Raw genomic sequence first — 14,498 nt, 5'->3', positions numbered from 1 at the left:
TAACTTATTAAAAGTTAATTAATTAAATTATATTTATCAAAGAGAACTTATTATTTATCCAAGAATAAATCGATTCCAATTTTAAATCCCACATTATGAAATCTCTTCTACCAATTCTTTTTATGCTAATAACTGTCACTGGGTATTCCCAGCAGTTTACTCTTGACCTTGATCTACGCGATCGATTTGAGTATCGACATGGATTTTCAACTTTGTTTCCTGATGATACCGAACCTGCAGCTTTTGTGAGGCAGAGAGCACGCCTTAAACTAGGGTATGTCAGTTCACTTCTTGAAGTAAAAGTGAGCGTTCAGGATGTTAGTACCTGGGGTGATACTCGTCAGATTCTTCCTTCTGATGGTAATGATTCATTTATGCTTTTTGAAGCCTGGGCAAAGATTTATTTCAACGAACTATGGGCTATTCAAGCTGGAAGGCAGCCAATTTCATATGATAACCAACGTATTCTTGGTGGCCTGGATTGGGCAATGCAAGGTCGTTTTCATGATGCCTTGTTGATCAGATTTGATAATAAAAGTAACAAAATTGATGTTGGTTTTGCCTTTAATCAGGTAGGAGAACCAACCACTGGCAATGAATATGATATTACTGGTTTCTTTTCATACAAAACAATGCAGTATATCTATTTATCAAAGCTTTGGGATAAGTCTACATTGAGTTTTTTAATCATGAATAATGGATTTCAAGCTTATGAAGATCCTGCGCAAACTATTACCGATGGGGTATATAACAGACAAACAATGGGGCTTTATTTTTCTGTTCCGACAGGAGATTTTACATTCAAGGGATTTGGGTATTATCAATCCGGAAAGGCTGATCAGAATACCGATTTGAATGCTTACGACCTTGGGTTGGAAGTAGCCTTTAAACCAAATAAGTCTACGTTTGCAGCTGGAGTGGAAATTTTAAGTGGCTCTGATCAGGGAAGTACAGGCGATAATAATTCGTTTTTCCCATTATATGGTACTAATCATGCTTTCAATGGTTATATGGATTATTTCTATGTTGGAAATCACGCTAACAATGTTGGGTTAAATGATTATTATGTAAATGCCACCTTTAAGCCAGGGGAAAAGAACTCATTAAAGATGGCTGTACATTATTTTACTTCTAATGCTGGTTTTGTAGCTATTGATGATAAGGATCTGGGTACTGAAATTGATCTGGTTTACACTCATCAGATTCAAAAGTTCGTAAAAGCACAGATAGGATATTCACATATGTTTGCGACAGATCAAATGAGCATTATTAAAGGAGGGACTACTGCTGATAATACCAATAACTGGGGGTGGGTACAATTATTTGTGAACCCGAATTTGTTCACTTATGATTTGAAGAAAGGAGAGGAGTAGCACTAGGGAGACGCTGGCGCCAGGGCAAGGGCGATGAAAATATAGTGAATCCATCCATTGTCTTTATTTGTAGCAGATTCATTTGCCAGCTGGCTCAGAATGACGGTGTATTGTTGCTAACGTGGTATGTGTGAGGTCAGCAATTGTAATGCCAATTATTAAATCTGCGTTACAAACGCAGTTCTCTAACACCCTCGTTACGCTTCGCTAAACAAGGGCGATGAAAATATTGTGAGGCCATCTGTCGTCTTTATTTGTAACAGATTCATTCGCTGGCTGGCTCAGAATGACGGTGTATTGTTGCTTATCGTCAACTCTGTTCCTTATCATATTTTAAAACAGACCCATGACGAAGCTAAGCTTGTTAGGGCAAGTGTTAGTGCATCGCATCTGGAATTAGAATAAAAAGGGATTTGAAATCCCTCTAATAAAAATTCGATATGCCCTTCGGAACATATCGAATAGCAGATTGGCAATTGTAATGCTCTCATTTAATACGGTAATAAAAAATCCCTGACAGGCTATCTTGTCAGGGACCTTTACTTTTTCTACTTAATAGAAACCTAAATGAAAATTGAAAAGAATGAAAAAGGTTGTTGATAAAATTCTATAGAAGTAGAGCCAAATTAACTGTTAAACAGATACCACCTTACCACAAGTGTTACCAAACTATAATCATTTCAGTATAATTAATCTTCTACAGACTTACCAACAACCAACTGTCTCACAATTTGAATACAATTCTAACCTTAAATATATGCGACCTGCTGTTGTTAAGCTAAACCTGAATGACATGCAGAGCAGATCGCATAATTGTGTTTTGGTTGACAGAACTCAAATTTAATATCAGATTCTTTTAATTGAAATGTGAAGCAGTCTTTTCTTATACTTTTTTAAGTAAAAAAATGTAATTTTTTATCAAAAGGAAAGATATATGACTTTTTAAAGTATTTAAGTCAATTATTTGGACATTAATAAATCAATTAATGTTTTTGTTTGTGATTTTTAATATTAGTTGATGAATATTTTAAAATTATCGAAGGTGATTGTCGGGTGACTTAATGTGTTTGGAGATTTTTGTTAATTGTTTGAACGAATTAATATATTGTTTGAATGTTATTTTATGTAATAATAAAAAAGCCAGACTTAATAGTCTGGCTTAATTTTTTAAATAAATATACTGTATTTATTAGTCCAGACGCTCAATTTTCGCGCCTAAAGCATTAAGTCTTTTATCAATGTTTTGATACCCTCTATCGATCTGTTCTACGTTATGGATGACACTTTCGCCATCTGCAGATAGTGCTGCAATTAATAACGATACACCGGCACGAATATCAGGGCTTGTCATTTGAATACCTCTAAGGTTAACTTTTCTGTCAAGTCCTATTACAGTAGCACGGTGTGGGTCACATAAAATGATTTGCGCACCCATATCGATAAGTTTATCAACAAAGAAAAGTCTGCTTTCAAACATCTTCTGGTGAATCAGAACGGTTCCTTGTGCTTGTGTAGCAGTAACTAAAACTATACTTAGTAAATCTGGAGTAAATCCAGGCCAGACAGCATCAGCTACTGTCAATATTGAGCCATCGATAAATGTATCAATTGTATAAGATTCCTGAGCAGGGATATGAATATCATCGCCTCGGAACTCCATTTTAATTCCCAGTTTCTGAAAAACTTCCGGAATTAATCCAAGTTGATCGATTCTTGCGTCCTTAATAGTTATTTCAGACTGGGTCATTGCTGCCATTCCGATAAAAGAACCAATCTCGATCATATCAGGAAGCATGGTGTGTGTAGTACCTGAAAGTCTCTCTACACCATCAATGATTAATAAGTTTGAACCAATACCCTGAATGTTTGCACCCATTCTAACCATTATTTTGCATAATTGCTGAATGTATGGTTCGCAAGCTGCATTATATATTGTTGTTTTTCCCTTTGCCAGAACAGCTGCCATAATGATATTGGCTGTACCTGTCACTGATGCTTCTTCAAGCAACATATAAGTACCAGTTAGACCATTTGTAGCCTCTATGCTGAAGTGGGAAGTTTTGTTGTCATATTTGAATTCTGCTCCAAGTTTTTTGAAACCCAGAAAGTGGGTATCCAGTCTTCTTCGCCCGATTTTATCACCTCCTGGCTTAGGAATTGAAGCTTTTCCAAATCTGGCCAATAATGGGCCAAGCATCATTACAGAACCTCTAAGAGCTGAGGCTTTTTTCTTATATTCGTCAGACTCAAGATATTTAAGGTCAATATTATTCGCCGTAAACCGGTATGATTCTTCCTCAATTTTTTCAACCTCTACACCTATGTCGTCAAGAAGATCAATAAGCTTCATCACATCCCGAATATTCGGAATCTTATGAATAGTTACTGTTTCTTCTGTTAATAATACTGCACAAAGTATTTGTAATGCTTCGTTCTTCGCTCCCTGAGGGGTTATTTCTCCTTTCAGTTTAGCATTACCTTGAATTCTGAATGATCCCATTAATGTTTCCTCTTTTTCTTTTTATCTCTTCCGTCTCTACTATCTCTTCCGCCGCCTTTAGACCCTTTACCAGAAGGTTTATTTTCCTTGTCTCTGTATAAAGGATAAATAAGGTTTTTGCCTAAGATCGCCTCACGGTCGACTTTAAGTTTTCCATTGGCCAACTTTTCAATTTGTTCAATTAGAACGTTGTCTTCGATGTTATCTTTATTCCAGGTCATGTAAAAAGTTTTCATTAACCTGGCAATATAGATCACTGCCTCTGTTTGCTGTTGCTGATCTTCCATAGCAATAGCTTCACTGATCATTAATTCGACATTAATACCGTAATGTCGGTAGCGCATATAGTTATGCTGATTATAAGCTACTTTTCGCGGCTTTTTTTCTAATGTCTCAGCATTAGGCTTAGGAAACGGACTGTCAACATCCAATTCAAACTTGGAAATAATATAAAGATCGTCCCAAAGTTTTTGAAGGTTTTCTTTGGTGTCTTTCAGATCAGGAATGATCTGTTTCATCATTTCGATCAATGCTTTTGCATAGCGGGTTCGCTGATCTCTGTCGTCAACCTGGTGGGTGATATAGTCGACTAATTTCTGAACATTCCTACCGTATTCCTTTAGAATTAGGTGGTCTCTTTGTGTATTATAATCCATTATAGGTTTGTTTAACCGCTGAAATCTATTCAATTATCCTCAGCTTAGCAAAGCTAAGGAGCAATGTTTTTTCTCCAAAATGTTCGAATTTAACTTTTGCCTTCTTTCCAGGCCCTCTATCATCTATCTCTACAACTTCTCCAAAACCAAATTTTAAGTGCTCAACTTTATCTCCGGCTTTTAATCCTGAAATATCAGATGGCTCAAATCCTAATGACGGGGTATGTGCTTTTACAGCTGATTGTTGCTGTGTTTTTACTCTGTCACTATTTATACTTGAAACCAGATTTTTAGCATATCCACCTGCATTTGACCCGCCACCACTGAAGCTAGAAGGTCTCTGTCCAGGCATTGATTCAGGTTGTCTGCTGCCAAATCGGCTACTCATTTTAATATATTGTGGATCAAGCTCTTCGATAAAGCGACTAGCTTCACACATCTTAAGGCTTCCGAAACGATATCTTGAAGTTGCAAAACTCAAATAAAGCTTTTTCTCTGCCCTGGTAATTGCCACATAGAAAAGTCTTCTTTCTTCCTCAAGGTCAGACCGGCTGTTGAGCATCATCTGGCTAGGGAAAAGGTCTTCTTCCATTCCAACAATGTAAACATAAGGAAATTCAAGTCCTTTTGCTGAGTGGATTGTCATCAAAGTAACCTTATCATTATCTTCAGCAGACCCTTCATCCGCATTTGTTAATAAGGCAACATCCTGAAGGAAGGCGTCCATCGACTTGTCTTCAATATCCTCGGTTTCAGCAAAGTCTTTTATTGCATTTAATAATTCCTGAACGTTTTCATAACGGCTTAATCCTTCAACTGTTTTGTCAGAATATAACTCTCTGAGAATTCCCGAACCTTTGGCAATTGCTGTAGCTGCGTCGAATGCATCTTTTTCAGCAACTTCCTTTTTGAAACTTTTAATGAGTGTTGCAAATCCTTCAATGGCATTTGCTGCTCGTCCTGAAAAGAATCTATGCGGATTTTGAACCACATCCCAAATTGAGAGATTGTTTTCATATGCTGTGACAACAATTTTTTCAACTGTTGTTGCACCAATTCCTCTCTTCGGATAGTTGATTACTCTTCTTAGCGCCTGTTCGTCATTATGATTTACCGTGTAGCGCATATAAGCAATCAAATCTTTGATTTCCTTACGCTGATAGAATGAAAGCCCCCCTATAATTTTATAGGAGATGTTCATTTTCCGCAGCGCTTCCTCCATTGCCCTCGATTGAGAGTTAGTTCGGTACAGGATCGCAAAGTCTTTATTTTCAAGCTGGTTGTTCATCTTTTCTTCAAAGATGGACTGTGCAACTAGTCTTCCTTCTTCATTATCACTCTGAGCCTTGATGATTTCAATCTGCTCACCTTCCTCGTTCGAAGTCCAGACATTTTTCTTTAGCTGAGCCTTATTTTTAGCAATAATAGCATTTGCTGATTCAACAATGTTTTTTGTGCTTCGATAATTTTGCTCGAGTTTGATTACTTTCAGCTCCGGATAATCCTTTTCAAAATTCAGGATATTTCTGATATCAGCACCACGGAAGGCGTAGATACTTTGAGCGTCATCACCAACAACACATATGTTTTGATGAACAGCAGATAATTTCTTCGTAATCAGATACTGACTCAGGTTAGTATCCTGGAACTCATCAACCATTACATACTTAAAACGGTGCTGATATTTTAAGAGAACGTCAGGGAAGTTTTTAAAAAGTACGTTGGTATTAAACAATAGATCATCAAAATCCATTGCCGATGATTTTACGCATCGGGTTACGTATGCCTCGTATAACTGAGCCATTTTGGGTTTCATAGCAGCTTCATCTTCTGCTCTGATAGCAGCATCCTGCTTATATCGTTGCCATGAAATCAATCTGTTTTTAGCTCCTGAAATTCTTCCAAGGACACTATTAACCTTATAGGTTTTGTCATCAAGATTAAACTCCTTGATTAATTGTCTGATCAGCTGTTTGCTGTCATCAGTATCGTAAATTGTGAAATTGCTTGGGTAACCAATATGGTGAGCTTCGGCTCTGAGTATTCTTGCAAAAACGGAGTGAAAGGTTCCCATCCATAAGTTTCTGGCATCTGAACCAACTACTTTTTCAATCCTTTCGCGCATTTCTTTAGCAGCCTTATTTGTAAAGGTCAATGCCAGGATCGAAAATGGGTCAACATTTTTCTCCCTTATCAGATGGGCGATACGATATGTTAATACTCTTGTTTTTCCTGAGCCCGCACCTGCTATAATCATACTCGGGCCATCCACATTCAGAACACCATCCCTTTGCGGTGGATTCAGGTGTTCCAGATATTCCATTTTCTCTCTATTGTCCATATTCATCAGTCTACAAATTTATAAAAAAAATGGCGGAGAGAAAGTTCGTTAAGACCTTAATGTCTCAGGATGTTAAAAAAATATTCAGAATGCATAATAAATTTTGTTTCACTTTAAATATTGTTAAATGACTGCTATAATATTGCTATGTTTTATAATGATTAATGGTGACGTCATTTCCAACCTTGTGAGTTTATCATTAAGAAAATTTGAGTGATAGAAGAAAATGTTTGGGTGAGAAATCTCATGTTCATTATATTTTATAATTTCAATGACGAAGCAAAGCTTATCCTATTCTTTAGTTCTTACAATTTCTGAATTTTTGTGTTTTATTTAGGTAAGATAAAGTTCGACTCGGAATATGAGATTTCTCCTTTACAGTCGAAAGGAAGGCTCGATGTGCAATATTTTTTAATGTGTATTTTCTAATAATTGACAAATATTGCCGTCATTTCGAACCCATAATGCTAACTATTAATTTGATGTTCCTAGATGGATTTTAGTGATTGAAGAAAATGGATGGTTGAGAAATCTCAGAATCCACATTTATTTATATTTAAAATATTCATAGAACATTAAGCATAATCATCTTTTATCTTGATCCATAAATCCTGCCATTTCGGGTTAAACCTATTTATCAAATTTGATTTCTTTTCTCTTCTCCACTTTTTGAGCACTTTTTCTCTTTCAATTGCCTCTTCAATTGAAGGATGATATTCATAATAAATAACCTTTTGTAACTTATATCTTTTGGAAAAGCTTCCTGAATTTGAACTATTTTTATGTTCATAAATCCGACTATAAATATCTGATGTTACTCCTATGTATAATACTGTGTTATATTTATTTGTAAGGATGTAAACGTAACCTCCTCTTTCCATAGTAGGTTGGTTGTGGTTGAAAAACAATATTATCCTTTGCAATTGAGATACAAAAGAAAAGACATGAATTTAATAGAGTGTTAATATATATTGGTGAATATGAGATTTCAATGACGAAGAAAAGCTTATACTATTCTTTGGTTCTTACAATTTCTGAATTTTTGTGTTTTATTTAGGTAAGATAAAGTTCGACTCGGAACATGAGATTTCTCCTTTACAGTCGAAATGACGACTTGATGGACATTATTTTTTAATGTTCATTTTCTAATAATTGACAAATGTTTCCGTCATTTCGAACCCATAATGCTAACTATTAATTTAATGTTCCTAGATGGATTTTAGTGATTGAAGAAAATGGTTGGGTGAGAAATCTCTTGTTCATCATATTTTAAAATTTCAATGATGAAGCGAAGCTTATCTTATACTTTGGTTCTTACAATTTCTGAATTTTTGTGTTTTATTTAGGTAAGATAAAGTTCGACTCGGAATATGAGATTTCTCCATTACAGTCGAAATGACGACTTGATGGACATTATTTTTTAATGTGCATTTCCCAATAATTGACAAATATTGCCGTCATTTCGAACCCATAATGATAACTATTAATTTGATGTTCCTAGATGGATTTTGGTGATTGAAGAAAATGGTAGGGTGAGAAATCTCAATATCCATCATGCCTTGAAATTTTAATGATCATGTAAAGCTTATGATGTTATTCCGCATTTTCATAGGAATTATGGAAAAAAGTAATTTCATATCCCTCTTTATATTAATTTCTGATGGGCTGCGCTATAATTTGAAACATCGGTGTTAGAAAATGCAACATTTTCAAATCATTGCATGCTACGCCCCTACAAGTGATTTGAATTATAAGTTTTTTAAATAATTATTTTCATTTTTCTGTTGAAATTTTATCAAATGATTCATGATCAAATTATTTCCCATCATCATTAATACTCCATCCAATATTATTTAGGTAAATTTACGCTTTATCTAATCCAGGAGTGGTATGCTAATAGTAAAAAACAAGTTGGTTTCTGACGATATAAAGGAACAGTTTTTCGTATGTAATCTCGAAAAATGTAAGGGAGCATGTTGTGTAGAAGGAGATCTCGGAGCTCCTCTTGAATTTGACGAACTTGATACCATGGAGGAAATCCGTGAGCATGTTTTACCATATCTTTCTGAAGAGGGGAGAAGGGAAATTGAAGCCCAGGGCCCATATGTGGTTGATTTTGAAGGTGACTACTCTACTCCAACCATCGATGGTAAAGAATGTGCCTATGGCTTTTATGATGAGAAAGGTATATTGAAGTGTGGGATTGAGCAGGCTTACCTGGATGGGAAAATTAATTACAAAAAACCGATATCTTGTCATTTGTATCCTATTCGACTTAGTAAATTTCAGGGATTTGAAGCATTGAATTATGACAGGTGGGATATTTGTTCGCCGGCATGTTCATTTGGTAAAGAACTTCATGTGCCAGTCTATAAATTTCTTAAAGAACCATTGATTCGTAAGTACGGTGAAGACTGGTATAATGAATTAGTAAGGCTGATAGAGGAGGAGGAAGAATTAGAATAATCTATTTACTGATTACAATTCCAGCCCTGATATATAAAATGTTATCAGAGATTTTTTGTGTACCCCTGTCTTTAATATTATCAATGTAATCAGTTGCAGGATTTAAAAATCCTGTACTGGCAGATATTCCAATAGTTTCAAAGGGAAAGTATTGAAGGGTGAAGTTTAGTGGGAATATAGCTGTTATATTTCCATAGCTCTCATCCTGATTTCTGGTTAATGGTTGATCTTGAAGGTTGTTACCATCTTGATCTATTGGGTTAAATCTTAGTACACCTATGCCTCCACTAATTCCACCTTTCCATTTCTGATTATTGATAAACCACCAATTTATTTCAGGGTAAATTCCGATAATAGAGGACTTGAAATAAGTATTTGTGTCCTCTGTGTTTGAAGAAATAGTTGTTTTTCCTCCGGAAATGCTTGCAGCAACCATGTTGAAAGATAGGTGAAGAGCCTTTTCAGAAATTATATGGTATGAAGCATTGAAGTTAAATCTGAAGTTTTTGTAAGAGTTAGATAGATCTCCACGATAGGCTATCGGGCCCGCAGTTATCACGAATAATCTTTCCTTGTCTGTTTTATTAATCGATGGAACTGAATCCTGTGCATTGATTAAAACAGTTGAAAGAAAAAATAAGAATATATTTGTTAAATATTTAGGCATAAAAAAACCCTGACAAAGCTTAGTCTGTCAGGGGTGATTTTTATTAAAGATCTGAACAATCAAATGTATCCATAAATGCTGTAGTGAATTGTCCTTTTTTAAATTCAGGATCATCCATCAGTTTAATATGGAAAGGGATTGTTGTTTTAACACCTTCGATTACAAATTCTTGTAACGCACGTTTCATTCTCACTAAACATTCCTCTCTGGTTTGAGCACTAACTATAAGTTTAGCGATCATTGAGTCGTAATTAGGAGGGATGCTATAGCCAGCATAAACGTGGGTATCAACACGAACACCATGTCCGCCAGGAACATGAAGGTGTGTGATTTTACCTGGAGAAGGACGGAAATCTTTCGCCGGGTCTTCAGCATTGATACGACATTCCATTGAAAATAAATTCGGATAGTAATTTTTCCCGGAAATTTTTTCTCCTGCCGCAACTTTGATCTGTTCTTTTATCAAGTCAAAGTCAGTTACTTCCTCAGTAATAGGATGTTCTACCTGAATACGAGTATTCATTTCCATAAAGTAGAAGTCTCCATGCTTGTCAACCAGGAATTCAACTGTACCTGCACCTTCGTATTTGATGGCTTCAGCTGCTTTTACCGCTGCTTTACCCATTTTATCGCGAAGTTTTTTGTCAAGGATTGGTGAAGGCGTCTCTTCTACCAATTTCTGGTGACGACGCTGGATTGAACAATCTCTTTCAGATAAGTGACACGCCCTACCATACTGATCACCCATAACCTGGATTTCTACGTGGCGAGGTTCTTCAATGAATTTTTCAAGATAAAGTCCACCGTTACCAAAAGCAGCTTCAGCTTCTTGTTTAGCACTTGACCATGCTTTATCGAAGTCAGCTTCACTTTTGATGATTCTCATTCCACGACCACCACCACCGGCAGTAGCTTTTATGATTACAGGGTATTTTATTTTTTTAGCAAGTTTCTTTCCTTGGTCAGCAGACTCTAATAGTCCTTCAGAACCAGGGATAGTTGGTACACCAGCATCTTTCATGGTTGCTTTAGCCGTAGCCTTGTCACCCATTTTATCAATGTTTTCAGGCGATGCACCGATAAACTTAATGTTGTATTCCTGACATACCTTTGAAAACTCAGCGTTTTCAGAAAGGAAACCATATCCCGGGTGAATAGCATCAGCATTAGTGATTTCAGCCGCAGAGATAATTTGAGGTATGCTCAGGTAAGAGTCTTTACTTGGAGGAGGTCCGATACAAACAGCCTCATCAGCAAACTTAACATGCAAACTTTCCTTGTCAGCAGTACTATAAACTGCGACAGTTCTTATCCCCATTTCCTTACAGGTACGGATAACCCTAAGTGCGATCTCCCCCCTGTTGGCGATTAATATTTTTTTAAACACAACGTTTATATTTTAATCAGACATCTATTAAGAAGGGTCAACCAGGAATAACGGCTGGTCATATTCTACAGGAGAAGCATCGTCAACTAAGATCTTAACGACTGTTCCTTTGATCTCTGATTCAATTTCGTTGAATAACTTCATTGCTTCTACGATGCAAACAGTTTGTCCTGGTTTGATTTCATCACCAACCTGAACAAATGGATCTGACTCTGGATTAGCAGAGCGATAGAAAGTACCGATCATCGGAGATTTAATGGTTACATAATTACCTTCACTACCTGACGCAGCAGGAGCAGCCGGTTGTGCTGCAGCTGGTTGTGCCGGAGCCTGCTGAACAGGAGCCGGAGCTGCGACCTGAGCTGGTGCTGACGGAGCAGCTGGAGCAGAAGGCATATTTTTTAGCATCTCTAGAACTTTTTCGTTCATGCCTGCTGATCTTTTAATTTTAAGCTTTATCTGATCAGTTTCAATGTTTACTTCTTCCAGACCGCTTTCTGAAATAAAATCGATTAAATCTTGGATTTCTTTTGCTTTCATGGTTGTTATTTTACGCGTTCAACATAAGAACGGGTTCTGGTGTCTACTTTAATTTTTTCATCCTGGTTAATAAATAGGGGAACCTGAATGGTTGCTCCAGATTCTAATTCAGCAGGTTTTGTTGCATTTGTAGCTGTATCACCTTTGATACCCGGCTCGGTATAAGTTACAACAGCTTCAATGAACGGAGGTAATTCCATCGTTAATGCTTTTTCAGTTTCAGCATGGAATATAATTTCAGCTTCCTGACCTTCTTTCATTAAATCTGCATTTTCGACTAATGATTCAGGAAGAAGCACCTGCTCAAATGTGTTGTTGTCCATAAAATGGAAACCCATATCGTCCTGATATAGGAACTGATGAGGGCGTCTCTCAATTCTGGCAGTAGTAACTTTCACCCCCGAGTTAAAGGTGTTTTCAATTACTTTTCCAGTTTCGATGTTTTTTAGCTTTGTTCTGACGAATGCAGCACCTTTTCCGGGCTTTACATGCTGAAATTCAACGATAGTATATAATCCATTGTTATATTCTATACATAATCCATTTCTAAAATCCGCAGTTGTTGCCATATCTTAAAGTCTAATTTACGAATTTAATCTTAAATTTGATTGATTATTTTTTTGGATCGTATGCCCATTTAATATAGACAGATCCCCAAGTAAATCCACCACCAAAAGCAGCTAATATAAGGTTGTCACCTTTTTTTATCTGGTTTTCATAATCCCAAAGACATAACGGGATTGTTCCACTTGTGGTATTTCCATATCTCATAATGTTAAGCATAACCTTGTCTTCACCAACACCCATACGATTAGCAGTGGCATCGATGATTCTTTTGTTTGCCTGGTGAGGAACCAGCCACTTAACATCATCACTTGTTAGATTGTTTCTTTCCATTATTTCGGCAGCAACATCAGCCATATTGGTAACTGCAAATTTAAATACTGCAGATCCTTCCTGGTATACGAAGTGCTCTCCGGCTGCAAGTGTAGCTTCAGATGCTGGTCTTCGGCTTCCTCCTGCTTTCATATGTAGATATTGTTCTCCCGAACCATCTACTCTTAATATGCTATCTTGAATTCCAAGACCATCTTCAGTTGGTTCTAGCATGATAGCTCCACCACCATCACCAAATATTATACAAGTAGTCCTGTCAGAATAGTCTATTATCGATGACATCTTATCTGCACCGACAACGATAACTTTTTTAGCTTTTCCGGTTTCAATGAACTGGCTTCCTGTTACCAAAGCATTTAGGAAACCCGAACAAGCTGCCTGAATATCATATCCAAATGCATTTACAGCACCAACGCCATTAGCGATAATGTTTGCTGTTGCCGGGAAAAGCATGTCAGGAGTTGTTGTTGCACACAAGATCATGTCGATCTCTTCTGGTGCAGTCCCGGTTTTTTCAAGAAGCCCCTTAACAGCGTTTATACCTATAACCGATGTACCCTGATCTTCTCCCTTCAAAATTCTTCTCTCCTTGATACCCGTTCGAGAGGTTATCCAATCGTCTGTGGTATCTACCAGAGTTTCCAGTTCCTTATTGTCAAGAACATAGTCAGGAACCCATCCCTGTACACCTGTTATTGCTGCTCTTACTTTTGTCATTGTATTAATTGTTATAGCCGTTAAAGTCGGCGTTTAAAATCCAATTGCCTGCCGACAAATTTAAGACTGCATTTAATATAAAAAAACCTCACTTAAAATTAATTAAGCGAGGTCGCGCCTTTTTCTTCTGAAATATTAAGCTAAAACTTCTTTCTCTAATACTACTTTACCCTTGTAGTACAATTTTCCTTCGTGCCAGTAAGCTCTGTGAGGCATGTGATGTTCACCAGTAACTTTGCACTCTACTAGAGTCTTAGGAGTAGCTTTATAATGAGTTCTTCTCTTGTCTCTTCTTGTTTTTGACGTTTTTCTCTTAGGATGTGCCATCTTAATCTATTTTTAAAGCTTTACTTCTTATTTATTTATTTTTTAATCCTTTTAATTTTTCCCATCTAGGATCGATATCCTGACCGTTATCCGGTTCATCATCATCTCCATCATCACCAAAGGTATACCAATTTTCTTCATCGTCATCATCATCTTCAAAACGTGGATGAAGCTTTTTCATTGGAATTGAAACTCTTATTATTTCAAACATTAACGGGCCAAAGTCAATTTTTTCCGTGTCACGTTCAATTAAAAATAAGCTGTCGTCCAATTCTTCATTATGGTCGCCAAACTTAAAAATAACCCGTTCGGTCATTTCTAAATGGTGATCGAATTCATCAAGAGATCGATCGCAAACTAAACCAATTATGCCTTGAATTTCAAGTTTTGCATTCACCATTGTTTCACTTTTGTCTACAGTGATTTTAACATTGATGTCTGCATTTTCTGCCTCGTCGTAACCGTTTTCTTCTAAAAACTCCTTTCCTAACCGGTAATCAAACTCTTGATCACCAGGTATAAGTCGTTGAATATTAACGGTATAATCTGCTTTTCTAGACACTACCTGCTTAATTAAGGTCGCAAATTTAGTAATAATTATTTATTTGGCGAATATTTTTTGGTAAA

General features: G+C 36.5%; 14 protein-coding genes. 2 read left to right on the top strand and 12 right to left on the bottom strand.

Annotation, left to right across the window (positions count from 1 at the left end; genetic code table 11):
* Nucleotides 1-95: 95 nt before the first annotated feature.
* Nucleotides 96-1,373, top strand: coding sequence for an alginate export family protein (locus tag HH304_RS20200; protein ID WP_169685104.1), 1,278 nt, complete (start codon nt 96-98; stop codon nt 1,371-1,373).
* A 207-nt stretch (nt 1,374-1,580) separates the two neighbouring features.
* Here HH304_RS20200 and HH304_RS21325 read toward each other — a convergent pair whose 3' ends face one another.
* From HH304_RS21325 to HH304_RS20180, 5 genes are all read right to left on the bottom strand, one after another.
* Nucleotides 1,581-1,703 (bottom strand): hypothetical protein, encoded by a 123-nt coding sequence (locus HH304_RS21325; RefSeq protein ID WP_271711713.1) that lies wholly within the window; start codon nt 1,701-1,703, stop codon nt 1,581-1,583.
* A gap of 859 nt (nt 1,704-2,562) precedes the next feature.
* Complete coding sequence (murA, locus tag HH304_RS20195; protein ID WP_169685103.1) at nt 2,563-3,873, bottom strand: UDP-N-acetylglucosamine 1-carboxyvinyltransferase; 1,311 nt, start codon at nt 3,871-3,873, stop codon at nt 2,563-2,565.
* On the bottom strand, nt 3,873-4,529 hold the full coding sequence (locus HH304_RS20190) for a DUF4290 domain-containing protein (RefSeq protein ID WP_169685102.1): 657 nt from the start codon (nt 4,527-4,529) through the stop codon (nt 3,873-3,875). The genes murA and HH304_RS20190 overlap by 1 nt, the downstream gene beginning before the upstream one ends.
* A 25-nt stretch (nt 4,530-4,554) precedes the next feature.
* On the bottom strand, nt 4,555-6,852 hold the full coding sequence (locus HH304_RS20185) for an ATP-dependent helicase (protein ID WP_169685131.1): 2,298 nt from the start codon (nt 6,850-6,852) through the stop codon (nt 4,555-4,557).
* A 593-nt stretch (nt 6,853-7,445) separates the two neighbouring features.
* Nucleotides 7,446-7,751: a GIY-YIG nuclease family protein gene (locus HH304_RS20180; RefSeq protein WP_169685101.1), complete on the bottom strand. Its 306-nt coding sequence runs from the start codon at nt 7,749-7,751 to the stop codon at nt 7,446-7,448.
* A gap of 1,009 nt (nt 7,752-8,760) precedes the next feature.
* On the opposite strand from HH304_RS20180, the gene HH304_RS20175 reads away from it, so the two are divergent.
* Complete coding sequence (locus tag HH304_RS20175; protein ID WP_169685100.1) at nt 8,761-9,336, top strand: DUF3109 family protein; 576 nt, start codon at nt 8,761-8,763, stop codon at nt 9,334-9,336.
* 1 nt (nt 9,337) lies between these two features.
* On the opposite strand, the gene HH304_RS20170 is transcribed toward HH304_RS20175, so the two are convergent.
* The 7 genes from HH304_RS20170 to HH304_RS20140 form a co-directional block, all read right to left on the bottom strand.
* On the bottom strand, nt 9,338-10,003 hold the full coding sequence (locus HH304_RS20170) for a hypothetical protein (RefSeq protein ID WP_169685099.1): 666 nt from the start codon (nt 10,001-10,003) through the stop codon (nt 9,338-9,340).
* A gap of 43 nt (nt 10,004-10,046) precedes the next feature.
* Complete coding sequence (gene accC, locus HH304_RS20165; RefSeq protein WP_169685098.1) at nt 10,047-11,390, bottom strand: acetyl-CoA carboxylase biotin carboxylase subunit; 1,344 nt, start codon at nt 11,388-11,390, stop codon at nt 10,047-10,049.
* A gap of 27 nt (nt 11,391-11,417) precedes the next feature.
* Nucleotides 11,418-11,930 (bottom strand): acetyl-CoA carboxylase biotin carboxyl carrier protein, encoded by a 513-nt coding sequence (gene accB, locus HH304_RS20160; RefSeq protein WP_169685097.1) that lies wholly within the window; start codon nt 11,928-11,930, stop codon nt 11,418-11,420.
* A gap of 5 nt (nt 11,931-11,935) precedes the next feature.
* Nucleotides 11,936-12,499, bottom strand: a complete 564-nt coding sequence (gene efp / locus HH304_RS20155) for an elongation factor P (RefSeq protein WP_169685096.1) — start codon at nt 12,497-12,499, stop codon at nt 11,936-11,938.
* Between the two features lie 43 nt (nt 12,500-12,542).
* Nucleotides 12,543-13,544, bottom strand: coding sequence for a beta-ketoacyl-ACP synthase III (locus tag HH304_RS20150; protein ID WP_169685095.1), 1,002 nt, complete (start codon nt 13,542-13,544; stop codon nt 12,543-12,545).
* Nucleotides 13,545-13,679: 135 nt separating this feature from the next.
* Nucleotides 13,680-13,871: a 50S ribosomal protein L32 gene (rpmF, locus tag HH304_RS20145; protein ID WP_169685094.1), complete on the bottom strand. Its 192-nt coding sequence runs from the start codon at nt 13,869-13,871 to the stop codon at nt 13,680-13,682.
* 31 nt (nt 13,872-13,902) lie between these two features.
* Complete coding sequence (locus HH304_RS20140; RefSeq protein WP_169685093.1) at nt 13,903-14,433, bottom strand: YceD family protein; 531 nt, start codon at nt 14,431-14,433, stop codon at nt 13,903-13,905.
* Nucleotides 14,434-14,498: the final 65 nt, after the last annotated feature.

The sequence above is a fragment of the Marinigracilibium pacificum genome (genome assembly GCF_012926615.1).
In the GTDB taxonomy this organism is placed as follows: domain Bacteria; phylum Bacteroidota; class Bacteroidia; order Cytophagales; family Cyclobacteriaceae; genus Mangrovivirga; species Mangrovivirga pacifica.
Note: the sequence above shows the minus strand (reverse complement) of the source record. Positions and strands in the feature narration are given on the sequence as shown.